The 18,771-nt window shown below is 71.0% G+C and carries 16 protein-coding genes; 7 read left to right on the forward strand and 9 right to left on the reverse strand.

All coding sequences use genetic code 11. The features are described from left to right. Positions 1-180: 180 nt before the first annotated feature. Positions 181-1,590, forward strand: coding sequence for a hypothetical protein (locus tag Bequi_RS14210; protein ID WP_283774722.1), 1,410 nt, complete (start codon positions 181-183; stop codon positions 1,588-1,590). 72 nt (positions 1,591-1,662) lie between these two features. On the opposite strand, the gene Bequi_RS06675 is transcribed toward Bequi_RS14210, so the two are convergent. After that, positions 1,663-2,190 (reverse strand): arsenate reductase/protein-tyrosine-phosphatase family protein, encoded by a 528-nt coding sequence (locus tag Bequi_RS06675; protein WP_249737167.1) that lies wholly within the window; start codon positions 2,188-2,190, stop codon positions 1,663-1,665. Positions 2,191-2,340: 150 nt separating this feature from the next. On the opposite strand from Bequi_RS06675, the gene Bequi_RS06680 reads away from it, so the two are divergent. The 3 genes from Bequi_RS06680 to Bequi_RS06690 are packed head-to-tail and all read left to right on the forward strand — an operon-like array spanning position 2,341 to position 4,486. Then, positions 2,341-2,826 carry a GNAT family N-acetyltransferase gene (locus tag Bequi_RS06680; RefSeq protein WP_249737168.1) on the forward strand — a complete coding sequence of 162 codons (486 nt, stop codon included), beginning with the start codon at positions 2,341-2,343 and terminating at the stop codon, positions 2,824-2,826. Continuing rightward, positions 2,823-3,890, forward strand: a complete 1,068-nt coding sequence (locus Bequi_RS14370; RefSeq protein ID WP_249737169.1) for an App1 family protein phosphatidate phosphatase — start codon at positions 2,823-2,825, stop codon at positions 3,888-3,890. Before Bequi_RS06680 ends, Bequi_RS14370 begins: the two co-directional genes overlap by 4 nt. Next, entirely contained in the window at positions 3,887-4,486 is a 600-nt protein-coding gene (locus Bequi_RS06690) for a GNAT family N-acetyltransferase (protein ID WP_249737170.1), read from the forward strand. The genes Bequi_RS14370 and Bequi_RS06690 overlap by 4 nt, the downstream gene beginning before the upstream one ends. A 14-nt stretch (positions 4,487-4,500) precedes the next feature. On the opposite strand, the gene Bequi_RS06695 is transcribed toward Bequi_RS06690, so the two are convergent. From Bequi_RS06695 to Bequi_RS06715, 5 genes are all read right to left on the reverse strand, one after another. Beyond that, the gene (locus tag Bequi_RS06695) at positions 4,501-7,602 is read right to left on the reverse strand and encodes a glycoside hydrolase family 2 TIM barrel-domain containing protein (protein WP_249737171.1); all 3,102 of its coding nucleotides are present in this window, start codon (positions 7,600-7,602) and stop codon (positions 4,501-4,503) included. A 7-nt stretch (positions 7,603-7,609) separates the two neighbouring features. Further along, positions 7,610-8,470 carry a carbohydrate ABC transporter permease gene (locus Bequi_RS06700; protein ID WP_249737172.1) on the reverse strand — a complete coding sequence of 287 codons (861 nt, stop codon included), beginning with the start codon at positions 8,468-8,470 and terminating at the stop codon, positions 7,610-7,612. Beyond that, positions 8,467-9,405: a carbohydrate ABC transporter permease gene (locus Bequi_RS06705; protein WP_249737173.1), complete on the reverse strand. Its 939-nt coding sequence runs from the start codon at positions 9,403-9,405 to the stop codon at positions 8,467-8,469. Before Bequi_RS06705 ends, Bequi_RS06700 begins: the two co-directional genes overlap by 4 nt. Before the next feature lie 54 nt (positions 9,406-9,459). Continuing rightward, positions 9,460-10,758, reverse strand: a complete 1,299-nt coding sequence (locus tag Bequi_RS06710) for an ABC transporter substrate-binding protein (RefSeq protein ID WP_249737174.1) — start codon at positions 10,756-10,758, stop codon at positions 9,460-9,462. 67 nt (positions 10,759-10,825) lie between these two features. Continuing rightward, positions 10,826-11,827, reverse strand: coding sequence for a LacI family DNA-binding transcriptional regulator (locus Bequi_RS06715; RefSeq protein WP_249737175.1), 1,002 nt, complete (start codon positions 11,825-11,827; stop codon positions 10,826-10,828). A 373-nt stretch (positions 11,828-12,200) separates the two neighbouring features. Between Bequi_RS06715 and Bequi_RS14225 the strand changes: the two genes are divergently transcribed. After that, positions 12,201-12,968, forward strand: coding sequence for a transglycosylase family protein (locus Bequi_RS14225; RefSeq protein WP_283774724.1), 768 nt, complete (start codon positions 12,201-12,203; stop codon positions 12,966-12,968). Positions 12,969-13,083: 115 nt separating this feature from the next. On the opposite strand, the gene Bequi_RS06725 is transcribed toward Bequi_RS14225, so the two are convergent. From Bequi_RS06725 to Bequi_RS06735, 3 genes are read right to left on the reverse strand one after another with little or no spacing between them, the layout of a single operon-like run. Further along, positions 13,084-13,863: an amino acid ABC transporter ATP-binding protein gene (locus Bequi_RS06725; RefSeq protein WP_249737176.1), complete on the reverse strand. Its 780-nt coding sequence runs from the start codon at positions 13,861-13,863 to the stop codon at positions 13,084-13,086. Then, on the reverse strand, positions 13,863-14,861 hold the full coding sequence (locus Bequi_RS06730) for an amino acid ABC transporter permease (protein ID WP_430623098.1): 999 nt from the start codon (positions 14,859-14,861) through the stop codon (positions 13,863-13,865). The genes Bequi_RS06725 and Bequi_RS06730 overlap by 1 nt, the downstream gene beginning before the upstream one ends. Further along, positions 14,858-15,811 (reverse strand): ABC transporter substrate-binding protein, encoded by a 954-nt coding sequence (locus Bequi_RS06735; RefSeq protein ID WP_249737177.1) that lies wholly within the window; start codon positions 15,809-15,811, stop codon positions 14,858-14,860. Before Bequi_RS06735 ends, Bequi_RS06730 begins: the two co-directional genes overlap by 4 nt. 217 nt (positions 15,812-16,028) lie before the next feature. Here Bequi_RS06735 and Bequi_RS06740 point away from each other — a divergent pair, with 217 nt between their 5' ends. Both Bequi_RS06740 and Bequi_RS06745 read left to right on the forward strand, forming a co-directional pair. Then, entirely contained in the window at positions 16,029-17,807 is a 1,779-nt protein-coding gene (locus tag Bequi_RS06740) for a GMC family oxidoreductase N-terminal domain-containing protein (protein ID WP_249737178.1), read from the forward strand. Positions 17,808-17,988: 181 nt separating this feature from the next. After that, complete coding sequence (locus Bequi_RS06745) at positions 17,989-18,714, forward strand: hypothetical protein (protein ID WP_249737179.1); 726 nt, start codon at positions 17,989-17,991, stop codon at positions 18,712-18,714. The last annotated feature ends 57 nt before the right edge of the window (positions 18,715-18,771 follow it).

Consider the following 18,771-nt stretch of genomic DNA (forward strand, 5'->3'; position numbering starts at 1 on the left):
GGGCTGGTGCACATAGCGGTTGCGCACGCCCGGGAGGTCGCGGCACCCTGGAGGGGAAGCCCGGCTCCCGAGGCGCACATCAGCTCGCGCCAATCGACGCGAGCGGCGGTCATCGCTATCGTGGTGGCCTTCCCGCGGGCCCATCCATGCAGCAGGTCGTCGAGCGATCCACCCGGCGGCATGATCAGGCGAGAGGAGAAGGACGACTCCATGGCGCAGTCCAGCAGCGACCTCTCCGCCCGCGGCACCGCGGATACGGCTCGTCCGCCGCGCCCGATCGCTTTCGCCCCTCGCAGCCGCTTCCTGGCCGCCACCGCGGTTGGCACCTCGACGGTCGCCGCCGCCGCTCTCATCGGCCTCGGCGCGGGGACCGCGCACGCCGCCGAGTCCGCGGCCGTCCCGTCCTTCGCCGCTGCCGCCGCCCACCCGCCGGGGCACCACTGGGGGCACGATCACGATCACGATCACGATCACGATGATGATGGCGACGAGGGCGGTGAGACGGCTGCGGAGCCCGAGCAGCCCGCCGATCCCCAGATCCCCGCCGATCCGGAGACACCGAGCGATCCGGATCAGCCCGCGGAGCCTGAGAGCCCGGCCGAGCCCGAAGCCCCGGCAGAGCCGGAGACTCCGGTCGAACCGGAGCAGCCCGCAGAGCCTGAGACACCAGCGGACCCCGAGACCCCGCCCGAGACAGAGGCGCCTGCCGATCCGGAGACCCCGTCGGATCCCGAGCAGCCTGCAGAGCCTGAGACTCCGGTCGACCCCGAATCCCCGGTCGAGCCGGAGACTCCTACAGATCCAGGTCAGCCCGTGGAGCCTGAGACCCCAGCTGACCCGGAGACCCCGGTCGAGCCCGAGACCCCAGCTGACCCGGAGACCCCCGTCGAGCCCGAGACGCCGACTGAGCCTGAGACGCCCACGGAGCCTGAAACGCCGGTCGACCCGGAGACGCCCGCGCAGCCCTCGGACCCTGAGAGCCCTGCGACTCCGTCGCAGCAGCCCACGACCCCGTCGGACGGCGGAAGCGCGGGCTCCACCCCCGCCGAGCCGTCGACCCCTGCTCCGACGACGCCGTCGGCATCGGGCTCCTCCGAAGATCCCAGCTCCTCGGACGAGGACACGGCGCCTGCCGCTCCCGCGCCCGAGGATCCGGCTGCGACCAGCGGTTCCAGTGCGCTCGTCGCACCGGAGGAGTCGAACGCCGAGCAGCGTCCCGCTGATCCCGCGCCGGACCTCGCGCCCACCCCTGCCTACAGCGCGACCCCCGCACCGCTCGCACCCGACGCCTCCCCCGCAGAGTTCAGCGGCCCGCCGACAGATCCCGCCCCCGCGCACGATCGCTCCACCGAGAGCCCCGCCGCGCGCGACGCCGCTCCGACCTCAGCCCCGGCACCGGCGAGCGGCGCGGCCACGATGACCAGCTCGGCCCAGGAGAGCGGCCCCCTCATCGAGGTGCTGCGCGCGTTCTCCGACTCCGGCTCGCCGATGGGCGGCATGCGGAACGTGCTGATCGGGACTCTCGGCATCGGCTTCCTGACGGCCGCCGGCTTCGGCACGGCCACTCTCCGGGCGCGCCGCAAGCGCTGAGCGGGCCCTGGGCCTGCCGAACCGTCGGCCCTTCCAGCGCGCCGCATCCCCGCGGGCGCAGCCGCGGCCGCCTCAGGCTCCCGCGCGCTCCCGCAGCCGGGACCGGATGTAGACGAGGATCGAGGGGACGGCGCGCGCCATCGCGCTGATCGTCCGATCGAACTCCTTCTGCCCCGAGTACCAGGGGTCGGGGACCACGAGGTCCTCCGGGCGCGCATTCGCCGGCGCCTTCGGATCGAACTCCCGCCACAGCAGCACGCGCGGCCGGGGCTCGCCCTCGGGGATCTGCTCGGTCTTGCGGCGCAGCGACTCGGCATGCTCCGGGGTGAACGCCAGGATGAGGTCCCAGCGGGGAAGCTCGGACTGGTGCACGCTGCGGGCGCTGTGCTCGAGGGGATCGGTGAAACCGGCCCGCACCAGCGAGATCACGACCCGTGGATCCATCGGCATCCCCTCGGCCTCCCAGCTCGTGCCGGCGGAGCCGACCTCGACCTGCTCGGCGAGTCCGGCCCGCGCGACCTCCTGGCGCAGCATCGCCGCCCCGGCTGGGGAGCGGCAGACGTTCGCCGTGCACACGGTGAGGACTCGGAAGGGAACCACGCCCGACATTCTGTCAGGATTCCCCGCGTGGACGCGCCTGCGCATCCCGCACAGTTCCCGATCGGTCAGTCAGGCCCCGGTAGCATGGTGCGCGGGACGGCTCCCGTCCCACCCCTGCCGCGCCTCGGCGCCGACATCCGGAGGAGACTCATGGTCGACATCATGCGGGCACGCGAGGACGACTGGTCCCTCGTGCGCGAGATCCGTCTGCGTTCCCTGAGCACCGACCCGGCAGCCTTCGGGCAGTCGTGGGACAAGGAGAGCACCTACGACGAGAAGACCTGGCGCGCGCGCGTCAGCGAGGCCGCGTGGTTCCTCGCCCTCGAGGACGCCCAGCCGCTGGCCATCGTCGCCTCCCGCCACGAGGCCGACGCTCTCGACAACGAGCGCGAGCTGCAGGCCATGTGGGTCACTCCGGGCTCGCGCAAGAGCGGCCTGGCGCAGCGCCTGGTCGAGGCGGTCCTGACCTGGGCCGAGGAGGACGGCGCCGACACGGTGACCCTCTACGTCGGCCCCGACAACGCCGCCGCGCTGCACGCGTACGAGAACCTTGGCTTCACCGACACCGGTGACCGCTGGGAGGTCGCAGAGGACGATCCCAAGTCCTCCTGGATCAAGATGTCGCACGGCGTGTGACCGCCTCTGCAGCGGATGCGCCCTCGGGCGCGAAGCCGCACTGGGCGGCGCGCATCGAGAACGTCAAGAACGAGGCGGTCAGCCGTGCGCTGAGCGGCGTGGGCTGGGAGCTGCGCATCAAGCCGTTCACGGGCTTCGGCCGGTCCGGCGCGGTGCGGGTGATCGCCCGCGTCCTCTGGGCGCGGCCCTCCGCGCCCGCCGACTATCACGACCAGCCCGTCTGGGACATGCGCTCGATGGCCCGCCGAGGATGGCGGAACTTCGTCTCGCAGGTCGCGCCCGGGCGGAGCGTGCGCATCGAGATCGCGGGGCAGGTCTTCCACGAGCGCACGAACCGCGCCGGGATCCTCGATGTCACCGTCCCGGCCGCGCTCGAGCCGGGGGTGCACATCGCGCGCCTTCGCACCTCCGCGGTGAACGAGGTCACCGCCAAGGTGTTCGTCCCCTCCCCTGATGAGCAGTTCGGCGTGGTCAGCGACATCGATGACACCGTGATGGTGACGCTGCTGCCCCGGCCCGCGCTGGCGTTCTGGAACGCGTTCGTGATCCCCCAGACCTCGCGCCGGGCCGTGCCGGGGATGGCGATGCTCTACCAGCGCATCCTGCGCCAGCATCCCGAGGCGCCGTTCGTGTACCTCTCCACCGGTGCCTGGAACGTGTTCCCGGTGCTGCGCCGCTTCCTCTACAAGAACGGCTATCCCGACGCGCCGCTGCTGCTGACGGACTGGGGGCCGACGAACACCGGCCTGTTCCGCTCGGGCAGCGACCACAAGGTCCAGGCGCTCGAGAGCCTCGCCCGCGAGTTCCCCCAGGTGAAGTGGCTGCTCATCGGCGACGACGGCCAGCACGATCCGGCGATCTACAGCGAGTTCGCCCGCCGCCATCCCGGCAGCGTCGCGGCGATCGCGATCCGCGAGCTCAGCGATTCCGAGCAGGTCCTCTCCAGCGGCCTGCGCCACCGCGCCGCCATCGGCGAGCGCAGCGCCGAGGGCATCGTGACCGTATCCGGGCCCGACGGCCACTCCCTTCTCCACGCTCTGCGCTCCGAGGATGTGCTCGCATGACCGATCTTCCCCCCGCCCCTGCGCACAGCTCCTCCGCGAGCGGCGAGTCCCCCGCCGAGAGCGCCCTGCGGCTCACGCCGGGCCTCGTGATCCGCGAGGCGACCGCCGGAGACGTCCCCGCGATGGTCGGCGTCGTCAATCGCGCCTACCGCGGCGAGGGCGGCTGGACCACGGAGGCCCATCTCGTCGGCGGGCTGCGCATCGACGAGGCCGAGATGCAGTCCCTGCTGGACGACCCGGACTACCTCGTGCTGGTGGCCGAGCAGGGCGGGCGCCTTACGGGCTGCTGCTACACGCATCGCCATGATGACGGCGCGGAGTTCGGCCTGTTCGCGGTGGATCCGGACGTCCAGTCCGCCGGGGTCGGGGGCGCCCTGCTGGAATCGCAGATCGCCCGACGCGCGCTCGAGGGCCTGGAGAGCATCGATCTGCAGGTGCTGCAGAGCCGCCCCGAGCTCGCAGCCTGGTACGCCCGGCACGGTTTCGTCGCGACCGGCGAGGTGGTGCCGTTCGCGGGCGCTCCGGAGAACCTCAAGGTCGAGGGCCTCGGCATGGAGCGCATGGTGCGGGACCTGCGCGCGCCTTACGCGCGCTGATCCCGCACCCGGGATCACTGCCTGCTGAGCCGCACCGACCACTGCGCGGCGCACGGGCGGAGCTGATGCTCCGGCCGCACGTCGGGCCCGCACGAGCGGGTGCCGAGCCCGTGCTGGCCGGCATCGAGGTAGAGGTGCGCCGCGCGCGGCTCCCCCAGCTCATGCGGGTGCGCGGCCGCGGTGACCTCGTGCTCGTCGTGCGCGCGCAGCGAGAACCCGGGGCGTTTCCCTCCGACCACTGCCGTGCGCACCGCCAGCGAGATCTCCGGCAGCAGGAGCTCCCGCAGGTCGGCGCGATGACCGCTCTCCTGCGGCACCGCATAGGGGACGGTGAGCTCTTCGAGCTCCGCCTGGAACCGGCCGACGCGTGCCGCGGCCCGGGAATCGGAGTAGTTCTCCTGGGGGCCCGTGCCGAACCATTCGGCGCGGCCGACGGCGGCGGGCAGGGTGAAGCGCAGCCCGATGCGCGGCCAGGTGCCGGTCCATCCGTTCGAGGGATTCGCCGAGGCCTCCAGGCGCAGCCCGTCGCCTTCCATGGTCCAGCGCAGCTCGACCTCGACGGCGCTGCGCGAGGCCGCGGGGGCGCAGCGGTGGCGCACCACCAGTGCGCTCCCCTCCTCGCGCACCTCGACCACGCGGCGCTGCATGCGGTCCAGTCCCTGGTCCCGCCACATCTGGGCCGTGGAGGGCGCGGGCGCCCCGCGGCCGTGCGTGGTCGTGGGGTCGGCGACGATCAGGGACGGGGAGTCGGCCCAGACGTCGTTCTCGATCGGCGCGCGCCACAGCGTGAGCACAGGGCCGGCGAGATCGAGATCCCCGAGGGAGCGCAGATCTCCGGTGCGCGCATCGAAGACGGCGTCGCCGAGGCGGATCACGTCTCCCTCGCGCACGGGCGCGGGGCGCGAGGCGCTCGGGGAGGGCGCGCCGAGCCGCAGGCCTCCGCGGGCGGGGCGCAGCTGCTGCTGCGCGGTCACGATCTCGTGGCCCGCCTGCGCCCAGGGCGCATCGGCGGCGAGCTCGGCGCGCACCGTGCGCCAGAGCTCCGCGCCGACCGGCACCTGCTCCGCGTCCGGGAGCTGCGGCAGCTCCACCTCGACGCTCTCCCCGGGGCCGACGGGCGGGACCTCGAGAACGGTGCGCGCGATCTCGCGGCCGTCGGCCTCGTCGATCACGAGGAAGCGCAGGTCCGAGGTGTCGCCCGCGTGACGGCGATTGCCGACGCGCAGGACGGCCGGCGCATCGGCCGCCGCTCCCCCGGCGGCTTCCGTGCGGGAGGCGGCATCCGCGATCTCGAGGGCGATGGGGCTGACCACGGCCTTGTACTCGGCGAGGGCGGGGCTCGGGGTGCCGTCGGACATCACCATGCCGTCGCAGACGAAGCTGCCGTCGTGCAGGGGCTCGCCGAAGTCGCCGCCGTAGGCGCTGAACTCGGTGCCGTCGGCCGTGCGGCTGAGCAGGCCGTGGTCGCGCCACTCCCACACGAACCCGCCGTGCCACTGCGGCTCCTCCTCGAAGACCCGCTCGTACTCCTCGATGCCGCCGGGGCCGTTGCCCATCGCGTGCACGTACTCGCACAGCATCATCGGGCGCTGGGCGAGGACCGCGTTGCGGCCCGGCGAGTTCGTCTGCTCCTGCAGGATGCCCGCGGCCATCTCCCGCATCTCCTCGACGGTCGCGTACATGCGCGAGACGAGGTCGGTGTAGCGGCCCTCGTAATCGCCTTCGTAGTGCACGGGGCGCTCGGGGTCGCGGTGGTGCAGCCAGGCGGCCATCGCGGCCAGGTTCCTGCCGGTGTGCGACTCGTTGCCCAGCGACCAGCAGATCACCGAGGGGTGGTTCTTGTCGCGCTCGAAGAAGCGCTCGACGCGATCCAGGAGAGCGTCGCGCCAGCGGGGATCGTCGGTCGGGTTGTCGATCCAGCCGCCGAGCTCGAACCCGTGGGTCTCCAGATCGCACTCGTCGATCACCCACAGCCCGATCTCGTCGGTCAGCTCGAGCAGCTCGGGGTGGGGCGGGTAGTGGGCGGTCCGCACGGCGTTGATGTTGCTGCGCTTCATCATCAGCAGGCCCTCTCGCGCCTGCTCGCGGTCGAACACGCGCCCGTGGAGCGGGTCGAACTCGTGCCGGTTCACTCCGCGCAGCCGGAGCTTGCGGCCGTTCACCCGCCATTCGTGACCGACGATCTCGACCCGGCGGAAGCCCGCGCGCAGCTCGATCGTCTCTGCCGCGCCGCGCACCTGCACCGCATACAGCCGCGGCACGTCGGCGCTCCACGGCTCGACCTCGCCGACGGGGATCGGGCCGACGTCGGCCGCGCTGTCGAAGACGTGCGCGAGCCCGAGCTCCTCGATCTCCACGGTGATCGGGAACGCCGAGGCCTCGGCGCGGATCTCGGGCAGGAGGGTCCCCTGGAGCGTGGCGGGGTCGACGTCGGCCCGCAGCCAGACGTCGTCGATCCCGCCGCCGGGGCGGGTCAGCACCTCGACCTCGCGGAAGATCCCCGGCAGCCACCACTGGTCCTGGTCCTCGAGGTAGGAATGGGCGCTGAACTGGTGGACCCGCACGTGCAGGAGGTTCTCCCCCTCGCGGGTCAGAGCGGTGATGTCGAGCTCCTGGGTGAGGCGGGAGCCTCGCACCACGCCGGCCCGCTCGCCGTTGACCGAGACGATCGCGAGGGACTCCGCGCCGAGCAGGCGCAGGATCGTGCGCTCCCCCTCGGCCCGCTCGGACAGGGTGAACACGACCCGGTAGTCCCCCGTGGGGTTCTCGTCGGGCACGTGCGGGACGTCCACGGGGAAGGGGAACTGGACGTTCGTGTACGCCGGCCGACCGTACTCCCCGTCCCCCTCCAGCACCCAGTGGGAGGGCACAGGGATCCGGTCCCAGCCGGAGTCGTCGAAGTCCTCTGCCTCCGCTCCGCCCGGCGCGGAGGCCGCGTCGGGAGAGAAGCAGAAGGCCCACTGGCCGGAGAGATCGATCGCCGGGGCGCTGCTGCGCAGATGCGCGCGCGGGGCGACCCTGCGACCGGAGCCCGGGGAGAAGCTCGTGATCTCGTCCTCGACCGACGCGACGGCGGCAGGTGCGGATGCGGGTGCGGAGGGGGCGGGGGTGGTCATCTCGTCATCATCCCTTCGTGGAGCCCATGGTCAGTCCTGACACGAACTGGCGCTGCAGCACGAAGAAGACGATCAGGATCGGCAGCGCGGCGATGAGGGAGCCGGCCGAGAGCAGGTTGTAGTCGGTGAAGAACGATCCCTGGAGGTTGTTCAGGGAGCTGGTGACGGGGAACTTGTCGCCGCTCTGCAGCAGCACCGTCGCCCAGAAGAACTCGTTGTAGATCCAGGCGGTCTGCAGGGTCGCGAGCGCCGCCAGCGGCGTCCGGCACAGCGGCATGGTGAGCGTCCAGAACTGGCGCCAGATTCCCGCGCCGTCCACCTCCGCGGACTCGTAGATCTCCCGCGGGATCGACTTCATGTAGTTGCTGAGCACGAAGGTGCAGAAGCCGGTCTGGAAGGCGACGTTCACCAGGATCACGCCGGCGTGCGTGTTCAGCAGCGTGCCCGAGTCGGAGAGGAACTCCGGCATCGGGATCATGCGGAACATGCGGTAGATCGGCACGAGGAGGGACTGCGGAGGGAGCAGGTTCGCGGCCACGAAGAAGCCCAGCAGGCCGATGTTCAGGCGGAAGCTGAAGCGCGAGAGCACGAAGGCCATGCACGAGGAGAGCGCGAGCGTCAGGATGACCGCGCAGATCGTGATGATCGCCGAGTTCAGGAACGACTGCCCGAACCCGCCGCGCTCCCAGGCGTTCGCCCAGTTGCTGAGGGTGAGGCCGCCGAAGGAGAAGTAGCCGTGCTGGGAGGTGTAGGCGTAGTCGCGGAACGAGTTGAACACGGCCCACAGGAACGGGAACAGCCATGCGATCGAGATCGCGAGCAGGAGGATCTGGACGATGATGCGGGTGGGTCTGGTCAGGGTGTTCATGCGCCCTCCCCCTTCAGCATGATGCGGAGCTGGATGATGATGAACACGGAGCTGATCAGGAGCATCACCGTGGCGAGCGCCGATCCGAAGCCGACTCTCGAGGCCTCTCCCACCACGTTCTGCGTGACGAGCGTCGAGATCAGCTCGAGGCCGTTGCGGCCCTTGTTGATGACCCAGACGATGTCGAAGGCCCGCAGCCCCTCGATGAAGGTGATCACGAGCAGCAGGATGTTCGTGTCGCGCATGACCGGGAAGACGATGCGGAAGAACGTGCCGACCTCGGAGGCACCGTCGAGCGCCGCCGCCTCGCGCAGGCTCATGTCCACGCCCTTCAGGCCCGCCAGGTAGAGCAGCATGATGTAGCCGGTGTGCCGCCAGCCGTTGGCGATGATCGCCGCGTACAGGTTGATGCTCGGATCGCCGTACCAGTCGATCGAGGTCCCCAGCACGGCGTTGAGGAAGCCCTGGTCGCGGGAGTACATGAGCTGCCAGATGAAGCCCACCAGGGCGCCCGAGAGCACCACCGGGAGGTAGAGGGCGCTCTGGTAGAACTTCGTGCCGCGCAGCTCTTTGTCCAGCAGCACGCCGAGCAGCATGCCCAGCGGTGTGAACACGAGGAACAGGGCCAGCAGCCAGATCACGTTGTGCGTGAGCGCCGGCCAGAACGGCGGGTAGTTGGTGACGATGTCCCGGTAGTTGTCGAGCCCGACGAACTCGATCCTCGAGAGGTCGCCGATGCCGTCCCAGCGCGTGAACGACAGGATGACGGTGGCGATGGCGGGGAACCAGACGAACGCGCCGACGACCAGCACCGGCAGGATGCTCATCGCGATGACGATGGCGAGGTCCTTCCCGGTCAGTCGCCCGAGCGATTGCGGAGCGGCGGATCGCCGCCGCTTCGCGCGCCCGACGGGCGCGGGGGTGGATGTGGTCATGGCGTCGTGCTCTCTCTCATCAGGATCTCCTTCGTCGGGCCCGGCGGGGGCCGCTCAGCTGCCGAAGATCGACGCCTTCTGGCTCTCGATGCTCTTGAGGATCGAGTCGATGTCCGAGGGGTTCTGCAGGAAGCCCTGGATCGAGGGGCTGAGGACCGTCGAGGCGAAGTCGGGGCGGGTGTCGCGATCCAGGAACGCGCTGAGGTTCGCGGCGCTGCCGATGAGCTCGACGGCCTTCTTCTGGAGCGCGCTGTAGCCGCTCTGGTCCACGGCGTCGTTCGCGCCGATGACCGAGGGGTCGCCCTTGAGGGTGATGGCCTCCGCCTCCGGGGTGGAGATGTAGAGCAGGAGGTCCTTGGCCATCGCCTCGTTCTTGGGCTTCGCGGCCATCATGTAGCCGTCGACCGGCGCCTCGACGACGTCGGCGCCGATGGCGGTGTCCATCTCGGGGAAGGTGAAGAAGTCGAGGTCCTCGGGAGCCTCGCTCTCCTGCCACTGCTGGCCGACGAACATGCCGATGTAGTACATCGCCGACTCGTTCTTCAGCATCGACTGCGCGGCCTCCTGCCAGGTGCGGCCCAGGGGATCGGCCTGCTGGAAGGGGACGAGGTCGCTCCAGGCGGAGAACACGTTCTTGACCTTCTCGCCGTCCCAGGCCTCCTCGCCCGCCATGAGCGAGATGTGGAAGTCGTAGCCGTTCAGGCGCAGGTTGAGGATGTCGAAGGTGCCCATCGCCTCCCAGCCGTCCTTGTCGGCCATGGCGAAGGGCGTCATGCCCGCGGCCTTGACCTGCTCGTTCAGCGCCATCAGCTCGTCGTACGTGGTGGGAGCGCTCCAGCCGTGCTCGGCGAAGACGCTGGGCTTGTAGAAGACGGCCCAGGGGTAGTAGGTGGAGGGCACGAAGATCTGCCGCCCGCTGCTGTCGGTGGAGGCGGCCTTCATCGCCTCGGGCATGCCGGTGATCTTCGACCAGACGTCGGAGAGGTCGCCCACGAGGCCCTGATCGGCGAAGTACCGGGCGCGGTAGCCGGCGAACCAGCTGAAGACGTCGTCCGGATCGGCCTGGAGGTAGTTGGTGATGTTCTGCTGGAAGGTCGCGTGGTCGATCGTGTTGATCTTCACCTCGCCGCCGGTGAACCCGGCCATCATCTCGGCGACGGCCTTCTTCGGGATCTCGTCGGACTGGTTGGAGCCGACGGTGACCGACTTGCTGTCGCCGCCGCTGCTGGAGCCGCCGCAGCCGGCGAGGAGGGCAGCCGCGCCGACGCCGGCGCCGCCCAGCATGAGGCCGCGGCGGCTGGGGGCGAGCGCCCGGACCGAGGCGGGGATCTGATCGAGGGGTGATGCGTTCATGACGGAACTCCTGTGTTCTCTCATTCGGGGTGGGATGGTGCAGGGTCGAGCGGGCGGGGCACGGGGATCAGGCCGAGGACCTGATGACGAGGGAGGTGGGCAGGGTCTGGTCGCTGACCTCCTCGCCGCGCAGATGCGCGGCGAGGGTGCGGGCGGCGACCGCGCCGACCTCGGTGATGGGCTGGTTGATCGTGGTCAGCGGCGGGGAGGTGGTCGCCGCGAAGCGCTGGTCGTCGAAGCCGACGATCGCGACATCGTCGGGGACGGACCGGCCGGACTCCAGCAGCACCTGCAGGGCGCCGACGGCCTGGCGGTCGGATCCGCACAGCACCGCGTCGATCCCGGGGTCGCGCACCAGCAGCTCGCGCATCGCCTCGACGCCGCCGCTGGCCGCATAGTTCGCGTGCACGAGGAGGGCCGGATCCAGGAGGTCCCCGAGCTCGGTCTGCTGGGCGTGCACCCGGCGCAGCGCCCCGCGGGCAGCCAGGGGCCCCCCGATGATCGCGGGGCACCGCACTCCGCGCTGCAGGAGGTGGCGGGCCCCGGCCGCGCCGCCGTGGGCGTCGTCGATCGTGACCGACCAGGTGAGGTCGCGGGGCTCGTCGAGCTCCCCGCACACCACGACCGGCAGGGACGGGTCGATCGATCCGAGGATCGGGTCGTGGACGTGCGGGCTCAGCAGGATGACGCCGTCCACCCGCCGGGGATCGAGGAGACGGTCCGCTCGGCGCCGCTCCTCCTCATCGGTGATGAGCACCAGGCTGAGGGAGACGTCGGGGCTGGTGTGCACGGCTCCGGTGAGCTGCGAGGAGATGCCGCGCAGCAGGAGGCCGAACGTCGGATCCTCGAACAGCTCCCCGTAGGGCTCGCTGATGACGGCGGCGTAGACGCCGCTGCGCCCGCCGGCGAGGGAGCGCGCGGAGTGGTGGGCCCGGTAGCCCGTCTCGGCGATCGCGGCGTGCACGCGCTCTGCGGAGGCGCGGGAGACGGGACCGCCGTTCAGCACACGGGAGACCGTGCCTCGGGAGACGCCCGCGAGGGCGGCGACATCCTCGATCGTCGGCTTCACGGCGTCGCGCCCCCTCGGTCGTCATCGACAGCGCTGCCGCCGGGGGTGGGGCCCGGCGAACCCGAAGTGGGAGCGCTCCCACACTGTAGCACCGGTCACACGACCGCGCTAGACCCTGGCCGCGGGCGGGGTCTCCGAGGCGCGCTGCCCGGATCGCACGCGCGCCCGGAATGACCCCACGGCTCTGTAATCGACTCCACGTGCACCCCCAAGGATCGGCAAAGCAATGGTCTGCGCAGGCGATATCGCGCGGGCGGGATGCAAGGGTGGGCAGACCACAGCGAGACCGTCGGCCCCGACCCCGGGGGCTTCCCCCGAGCTCTCGCGTCGACGTCGACGGCGCCTCCCGCGCCACGGCACGCGGAGGTTCCCCATGACTCAGAACACCCATCGCGCAACCGGCCCCGCCGTGACGCCCCTCGGATTTCGCGTGCTGCCGCGATTGGCCGCCGCGGCCGCGGGCCTGCTCACCGCTGCCGGCCTCGCCGGAGTCGGCACCGTCGCCGCACAGGCCGACACCCCCGCCGTGTGGGACGCGGTCGCGAAGTGCGAGTCCACGAACAACTGGTCGATCAATACCGGCAACGGCTACTACGGCGGCCTGCAGTTCTCGAAGTCGACCTGGAAGGCCTTCGGCGGCACCGAGTACGCCGCGACCGCCGACAAGGCGTCCAAGGCCCAGCAGATCGCGGTCGCCCAGCGCGTGCTGGCGAGCCAGGGCCCCGGCGCCTGGCCCTCCTGCTCCAAGAAGGCCGGCCTCACGAAGCAGAACGGCGGGGCGAACGCGAACGCGCAGCCCGACGGCTCCTCCGCGGCTCCCGCCGCCCCGGCTCCGGTTCCGGCTCCGGCCGCCGCTCCCTCCACCGGCGGTGTGCAGGCGCGCCTCGCGGTCGACGGCAAGCTCGGCCCGGCGACCTCGCGCGCGATCGAGGCCTGGATCGGCGCGCCCCAGAACGGCTACCTCTCCACCTCCGATATCAAGGCGCTGCAGACCAAGGTCGGCGCGAAGGCGGATGGCGTCGTCGGCCGGGAGACCACCGCGAAGCTGCAGGCCGCCATCGGCGCCCCGCAGAACGGCGCGCGCAATTTCCGCACGGACCGCGCCACCGTGCGCGCCCTGCAGTCGCACCTCAACGGCTGATACCGCAGCGCGCCGGCAGCGCGCATGCACGAATCCCCGGTCCGGACCCCTGCAGCAGCAGGCGTCCGGGCCGGGGATTCGTCGTCGCGGCGCGATGCAGTGCGCCGCGAGGCGCTCAGAGCACCGAGTCGAGGAAGCCCTTCAGGCGCTCGGAGCGCGGATGGTCGATGATCTCCGCGGGCGGGCCCTGCTCCACGATGCGGCCGTCGGCCATGAAGACCACCTGGTCGGCGACCTCGCGGGCGAAGCCCATCTCGTGGGTGACCACGACCATCGTCATGCCCCCGCTGGCGAGGTCCTTGAGGACGGCGAGCACCTCGGCCACGAGCTCCGGGTCGAGCGCCGAGGTGGGCTCGTCGAAGAGCATGAGCTCGGGCTCCATGGCGAGCGCGCGGGCGATGGCGACGCGCTGCTGCTGGCCGCCGGAGAGCTCCGAGGGGTAGTGCTCCGCGCGATCGAGCAGGCCCACCCGGTCCAGCAGCTCGAGCGCCTGCTCCTTCGCCTGGGCGGCGGGGCGGCCGAGCACCTGCACCGGCGCCTCCATCACGTTGCCCAGCGCCGTGAGGTGCGGGAAGAGGTTGAAGCGCTGGAAGACCATGCCGATCTTCGCCCGCTGGGCGGCGATCTCCTTCTCGGAGAGGCGCTGCCAGCGGCCGTCGGCCAGAGGTTCCTCTGCGAAGCCCTGGGTGACGCCGGCGATGCGCACGCGGCCCGCCGTCGGCTCCTCGAGCTGGTTGATGCAGCGCAGCAGGGTCGACTTGCCGGAGCCGGAGGGGCCGATCAGCACGGCGACCTCTCCCTCGGCGATGCTGAGGGAGTTGCCCTTGAGGACATGGACGTCCCCGAAGGCCTTGTGGAGATCCTCGATCTCGATGAGCGGCCTGGTCTCGGTCATCACAGCTCGACCTCCGGGAGTGCGTTGCGGGGAGTGGTGCCGGCGCTGTTGACCGACGCCTGGCGGGAGCGCTTGGCGGGGCTGGAGCTGCGGTCGTCGAAGCCGCGGCCGAAGTAGCGCTCGAGGTAGTGCTGGCCGACCATGAGCACGCTCGTGATCGCGAGGTACCACAGGGCCGCCACGATCAGCAGGGGCACGGGGGTGAACAGCTTGTTCGCGATCGCGTTCGTGGCGAAGGTGAGGTCGAGGGTGAAGGGCACGGCGAGCACGAGCGAGGTCGTCTTCAGCATGCCGATGGTCTCGTTGCCCAGCGGCGGGATGATCACGCGCATGGCCTGGGGCACGATGATGCGCCGCAGGATCCGGCTCTCGCTCATGCCGAGCGCCTTCGCGGCCTCGCTCTGGCCTCGGTCGACCGAGTTCAGTCCCGAGCGGAAGATCTCCGCGAGATAGGCGCCCTCGTTCAGCCCGAGGCCGACGATCGCGCCGGCGAGCGCGGGGAAGATGTCGCGCGTGGAGAGCGCGAACAGCTCCGGACCGAAGGGCACGCCGACGGCGATGCGCGGCACGATCACGGAGAACAGGCCCCAGAACACGAGCTGCGTGTACACGGGAGTGCCGCGGAAGACGAAGATGTACGCCCAGGAGACGCCGCGCAGAACCGGGTTCGCGCTGCGCCGCATGATCGCGGCGGCGAGAGCGGCGAGGGTGCCGAGGATCATCGCTGCGACCGTGATCAGCAGCGTCCAGCCGACGCCCTGGATCACCTTCACGTCGAACAGGTACGCGGCGACCGTGTCCCACTTGAACACGGGGTTCACGATGAGGAAGCGGATGAGGGCGGCGACCAGGATCGCGACGATGACCGCGCTGATCCAGGTGCCGGGGCGCGGGGACGCCTTCGCGCGGATGCGACCGGGGATCCCGGTCGCGTGCTCCGCGGGAGGGGCCGAGGGAGCGCCGGGAGGGGGCGCGGGGGTGCTGGCGGAGGTGCTCACGATTGCGGATCCACTTCTGATCTCTCGATCATTCCTGACTCGTTGCCCCAGGCGGCGAGGATCTCGCGCAGGCGGCCGGAGTCGATGAGGTGCTGGACGGCGCCCTGGATCGCGAGCGCGAGATCCGGGGCGTCCTTGGCCACGACGATGCCGTTGAGGGCAGAGTCGGCGATGTCGCCGACGGTCTCGAGCTCGCCGCGCGAGCGGTCCACCGCGTAGGCGATGACCGGGGAGTCGGCGAGCAGGACGTCGGCCTTGCCGCCGGCGACGGCGGTCGCGGCGTCTGCGTTGCCGGTGTACGGCTGGTCGATGACGCCCTTGCGACCGGCCTCGCGGCAACTCGCATCCAGGTCGACGACGACGTCATCCATGTAGGTGCCGACCTGGTGGGCGGCGCGAGTGCCGCAGAGGTCGGTCGGGTCGATGCCGTAGGGGTTGCCCGCCTTCACGGCGTAGCCCATGCCCGCGCGGAAGTAGGACACCATCGAGACGGTCTGCAGGCGCTCGGCATTGATGGTGAAGCTCGACATCCCGACGTCGTACTTGGTGCCGATCGAGGGGATGATCTGCGCGAACACGGCCGACTCGGTGCGGGTATCGAGCCCGAGCACGGCCCCGATCGCGGCGAGGATGTCCATGTCGTAGCCGACGGCCTGACCGTCGGAGCCGACGAACTCTCCGGGCGCGTAGTTCAGCGCGGCGCCGTTGGTGAGGACCCCGCGCTCGCGGATCGCGGCGGGGACGAGGGCGGCGAGCTCGGGGATCTGCTCGATGCCCGTGAGGTCGACTTCAGGGATCGCGTTCGTCTCCGCATCCAGGCGCTCGGAGGCGTGGGTGCAGGCGGTCAGGGCCGGCGCGAGAGCGCCGGCGGCGAGCGCGAGCGGGAGCGCGCGCAGGAGCGTGCGGCGGCGGGGAGCCGGGCGCGCAAGAGGGCAGGGAGGGCCGTTCATGACGCAATCTTATGCAGTGCTGTGCATGTTCACAAATTGCGGGCCACGGGGGGACGGGGGCCCCACCGCGCCGCAGCGCAGAGGGAGCGGGCGGATGCACCGGAGGTCACAGCCCGCACCCCTTCCCCGGCGGGGTGACTGGCGTAGAATTACCACTCAGTAATGCCCGATTCGTCGCTTCTCCGACGGCGTCGGCCGCCCCGCTCAGAGGAGCCCCGTGAACCAGCCCTCCCCCACCGACGCCTCCGCGCGCGACGTCGTCGCTCAGCGCCGTCCGTCCGGCGCGGCCCCTTCGCGCCGCGCAGTCCTCGGGACGGCCGCCTGGTCGGCCCCTCTCGCCATCGCCGCGAGCGGCGCCCCGGCCCTCGCCAGCAGCAGCACCCCCCTGACGGACCGGATCGCGATCATCGGCTCCGGCTACGGCGGCGCCGTCGCGGCGCTGCGCCTCGGCCAGGCGGGCAAGAGCGTGGATCTCATCGAGATGGGCAAGGACTGGACCACCGATCCGGGCTCCTTCAACAAGCTCACGAACCCTGACGGCAACTCGCAGTGGTTCCTGGACCGCACGGACATGCCCTTCGCGTACCTCAGCGGCATGGACGTCGTGAACCGCGCGATCCCCCGCCGCGCGGGCGTGCTGGGCATCGAGTACTTCAGCGGCATCAAGGTCTACAAGGGCCACGGCCTCGGCGGCGGCTCCCTGGTCAACGGCGGCATGGCGGTCACCCCGCGCCGCTCCTTCTTCTCGCAGGTGCCGCCGCAGGTGGACGCCGCGGAGATGTACTCGACGTACTTCCCGCGCGCGAACGATGCGCTCGGAGTGACCGCCCCGCCGATGGACCTGGTCCTCGAGTCGGCCTGGTACCAGTTCACGCGCGTCGGCGTGCAGCAGGCGAAGAAGGCCGGCATCGGCCACGCGATGGTCCCGAACGTCTACGACTTCGAGTACATGCGCCGCGAGGTCGTGGAGCGCGAGACGCGATCGGCGCTCGCGCAGGAGGTCATCTTCGGCAACAACCACGGCAAGAAGGACCTCACGAAGACCTACCTCGCGACCGCCCGCCGCCAGTCGGGCGTGAAGGTCATCCCGATGACCGAGGTCACCGCGATCACGCAGGAGGCCGACGGCACCTTCACCCTCGCGATGAAGACCATCGCCTTCGACCGCACGGTCGTCTCGCAGTCCACCGCTCGCTACGGCCGCGTGATCATGGCGGCCGGTTCCGTCGGCACCGCGAAGCTGCTCATGGCGGCGAAGGCGACGGGCGCGATCCGGAACCTCCCCGCCGAGACCGGGAAGCGCTGGGGACCGAACGGCAACGTGGTGACCTCGCGCCGCCATCGGGGCATCGCGACCGGCGCGCGGCAGTCGGGGATCCCCGTCGCCGGCATCACCACCTGGGACGACTCCCCCGCTTCGGTCTTCGCCGAGGTCGCGCCGCTGCCCACCGGGCTCGAGATGGAGACCAGCCTGTACCTCGCCATCACGAACAACCCCAACGAGGCGCAGTACCAGCGCAACGCCGCCACCGGAGCGCTGGAGCTCACCTGGACCCCTGCGATGGCCGCTCCGGGCGTGAGCGCGATGACGAACGTCATGAACCGCATGAACGCGGTCGACGGCGGCACCGTGCGCACGGACCTGTTCGAGGGGCCGAAGGCCTACGCCGACTTCCTCACCTACCACCCGCTGGGCGGAATGGTGCTGGGCGAGGCGACCGACCTCAGCGGCACCGCGGCCGGGATGACGATCACCGAGACCGCGACCCCCATCGGCTCCCGCAAGGGCTCCGAGTTCGCCTTCACGATCAGCCAGCCGCTCGCCGCCGGGGCATCGGTGACGCTCCCCCTGCGCTACTTCGTGAAGCCCCCGATGATCAACGTCGCCTTTCAGCTCTTCGTGCGTGCGTCGGTCCCGAACGCGGCGATGAGCGGTGGGGTGGCACTGTCGGAGCGGCTCGGACGCGTGAACGCGATCAACACGTACAACGCCTGAGCGGGAGGCCCGCTGGGCCCGTCCGGATCATCGGATCGGGGTATGTCACGGCCCGCCGAGGACGTTCGGCGCTGAAGGAACCCTCGGCAGTATTTACCCTTGAGTAACAGGCACTTGCGGCATCGACGATGCCGCGCCGACTGGGCGTACCGCCTTCTCGTGCCTGCCTCGAGGAGAATCCATGTCTGACCTGTCCCGTCGCACTCTCGCCCGCGGCGCCGCCTGGACCCTGCCCGCGGCCGCCGCGGCCGCCGCGGCCGTCGCGGCTCCCGCCTTCGCCGCCTCCAGCGACGTCGTGGTGCGCACATGCGACCAGCTCGCGAAAATCATCCAGCTGCAGGGCGGCTCGACCCGCCCCGCGATCACGCAGAACCTGATCCCCGACCGGAACGTCGCCTCGGGCGCGAAGCTCGGCATCTCCATGGGCATCTGGAACATCCCCAGCGCCCGCACCTACGTGACGACGACCGGCCGCAGGATCACCGGCTTCTATGCACTGCCGGGCTGGTTCGGAACGTCGGACTGCTCGGTCGCGACTGTGCCGTCCCCGATGTTCCAGAAGGCGGTGACCAACGCCGAGGGGACGTCCTACGCGGGCGCCGTCGTCTCCAACACGCCGTACCGCTGCTCCCCGCAGACGGCGGGCGCCGGCCTCAGCATGGACATCACGATCGCCACCGAGATGCCCTACGACGTCTCCACCGGCGGCTGCTTCCCCGAGCGGAACCCGGTCTCGAACCCGGTACGGATCGCGGTCCCGTACTCGATCATCCCGGTGAACGGCACGACGCCCGTCTCCCTCGCCGGCGGGCCCGCGACCCCTTGCTGCCTCACCTTCTCGGCGACGTTCGAGGCCGACGGCGGCTGCATGCCGCGGCGCGCGACCTCCTACGGGTGGAGCGCCTGAGCGGACCGCTCATCGAATGCTGAGGCACTCGACGCCCCGGACGCCGCATGGCGTTCG

Source organism: Brachybacterium equifaecis (genome assembly GCF_023509525.1).
GTDB lineage: Bacteria > Actinomycetota > Actinomycetes > Actinomycetales > Dermabacteraceae > Brachybacterium > Brachybacterium equifaecis.

Excerpts from the sequence above, each read along its gene's own strand:
- Bequi_RS14210 (WP_283774722.1), top strand. The coding sequence starts at position 181 with ATGATCAGGCGAGAGGAGAAGGACGACTCCATGGCGCAGTCCAGCAGC.
- Bequi_RS06680 (WP_249737168.1), top strand. The coding sequence starts at position 2,341 with ATGGTCGACATCATGCGGGCACGCGAGGACGACTGGTCCCTCGTGCGC.
- Bequi_RS06690 (WP_249737170.1), top strand. The coding sequence starts at position 3,887 with ATGACCGATCTTCCCCCCGCCCCTGCGCACAGCTCCTCCGCGAGCGGC.
- Bequi_RS06695 (WP_249737171.1), bottom strand. The coding sequence starts at position 7,602 with ATGACCACCCCCGCCCCCTCCGCACCCGCATCCGCACCTGCCGCCGTC.
- Bequi_RS06700 (WP_249737172.1), bottom strand. The coding sequence starts at position 8,470 with ATGAACACCCTGACCAGACCCACCCGCATCATCGTCCAGATCCTCCTG.
- Bequi_RS06705 (WP_249737173.1), bottom strand. The coding sequence starts at position 9,405 with ATGACCACATCCACCCCCGCGCCCGTCGGGCGCGCGAAGCGGCGGCGA.
- Bequi_RS06710 (WP_249737174.1), bottom strand. The coding sequence starts at position 10,758 with ATGAACGCATCACCCCTCGATCAGATCCCCGCCTCGGTCCGGGCGCTC.
- Bequi_RS14225 (WP_283774724.1), top strand. The coding sequence starts at position 12,201 with ATGACTCAGAACACCCATCGCGCAACCGGCCCCGCCGTGACGCCCCTC.
- Bequi_RS06725 (WP_249737176.1), bottom strand. The coding sequence starts at position 13,863 with ATGACCGAGACCAGGCCGCTCATCGAGATCGAGGATCTCCACAAGGCC.
- Bequi_RS06735 (WP_249737177.1), bottom strand. The coding sequence starts at position 15,811 with ATGAACGGCCCTCCCTGCCCTCTTGCGCGCCCGGCTCCCCGCCGCCGC.
- Bequi_RS06745 (WP_249737179.1), top strand. The coding sequence starts at position 17,989 with ATGTCTGACCTGTCCCGTCGCACTCTCGCCCGCGGCGCCGCCTGGACC.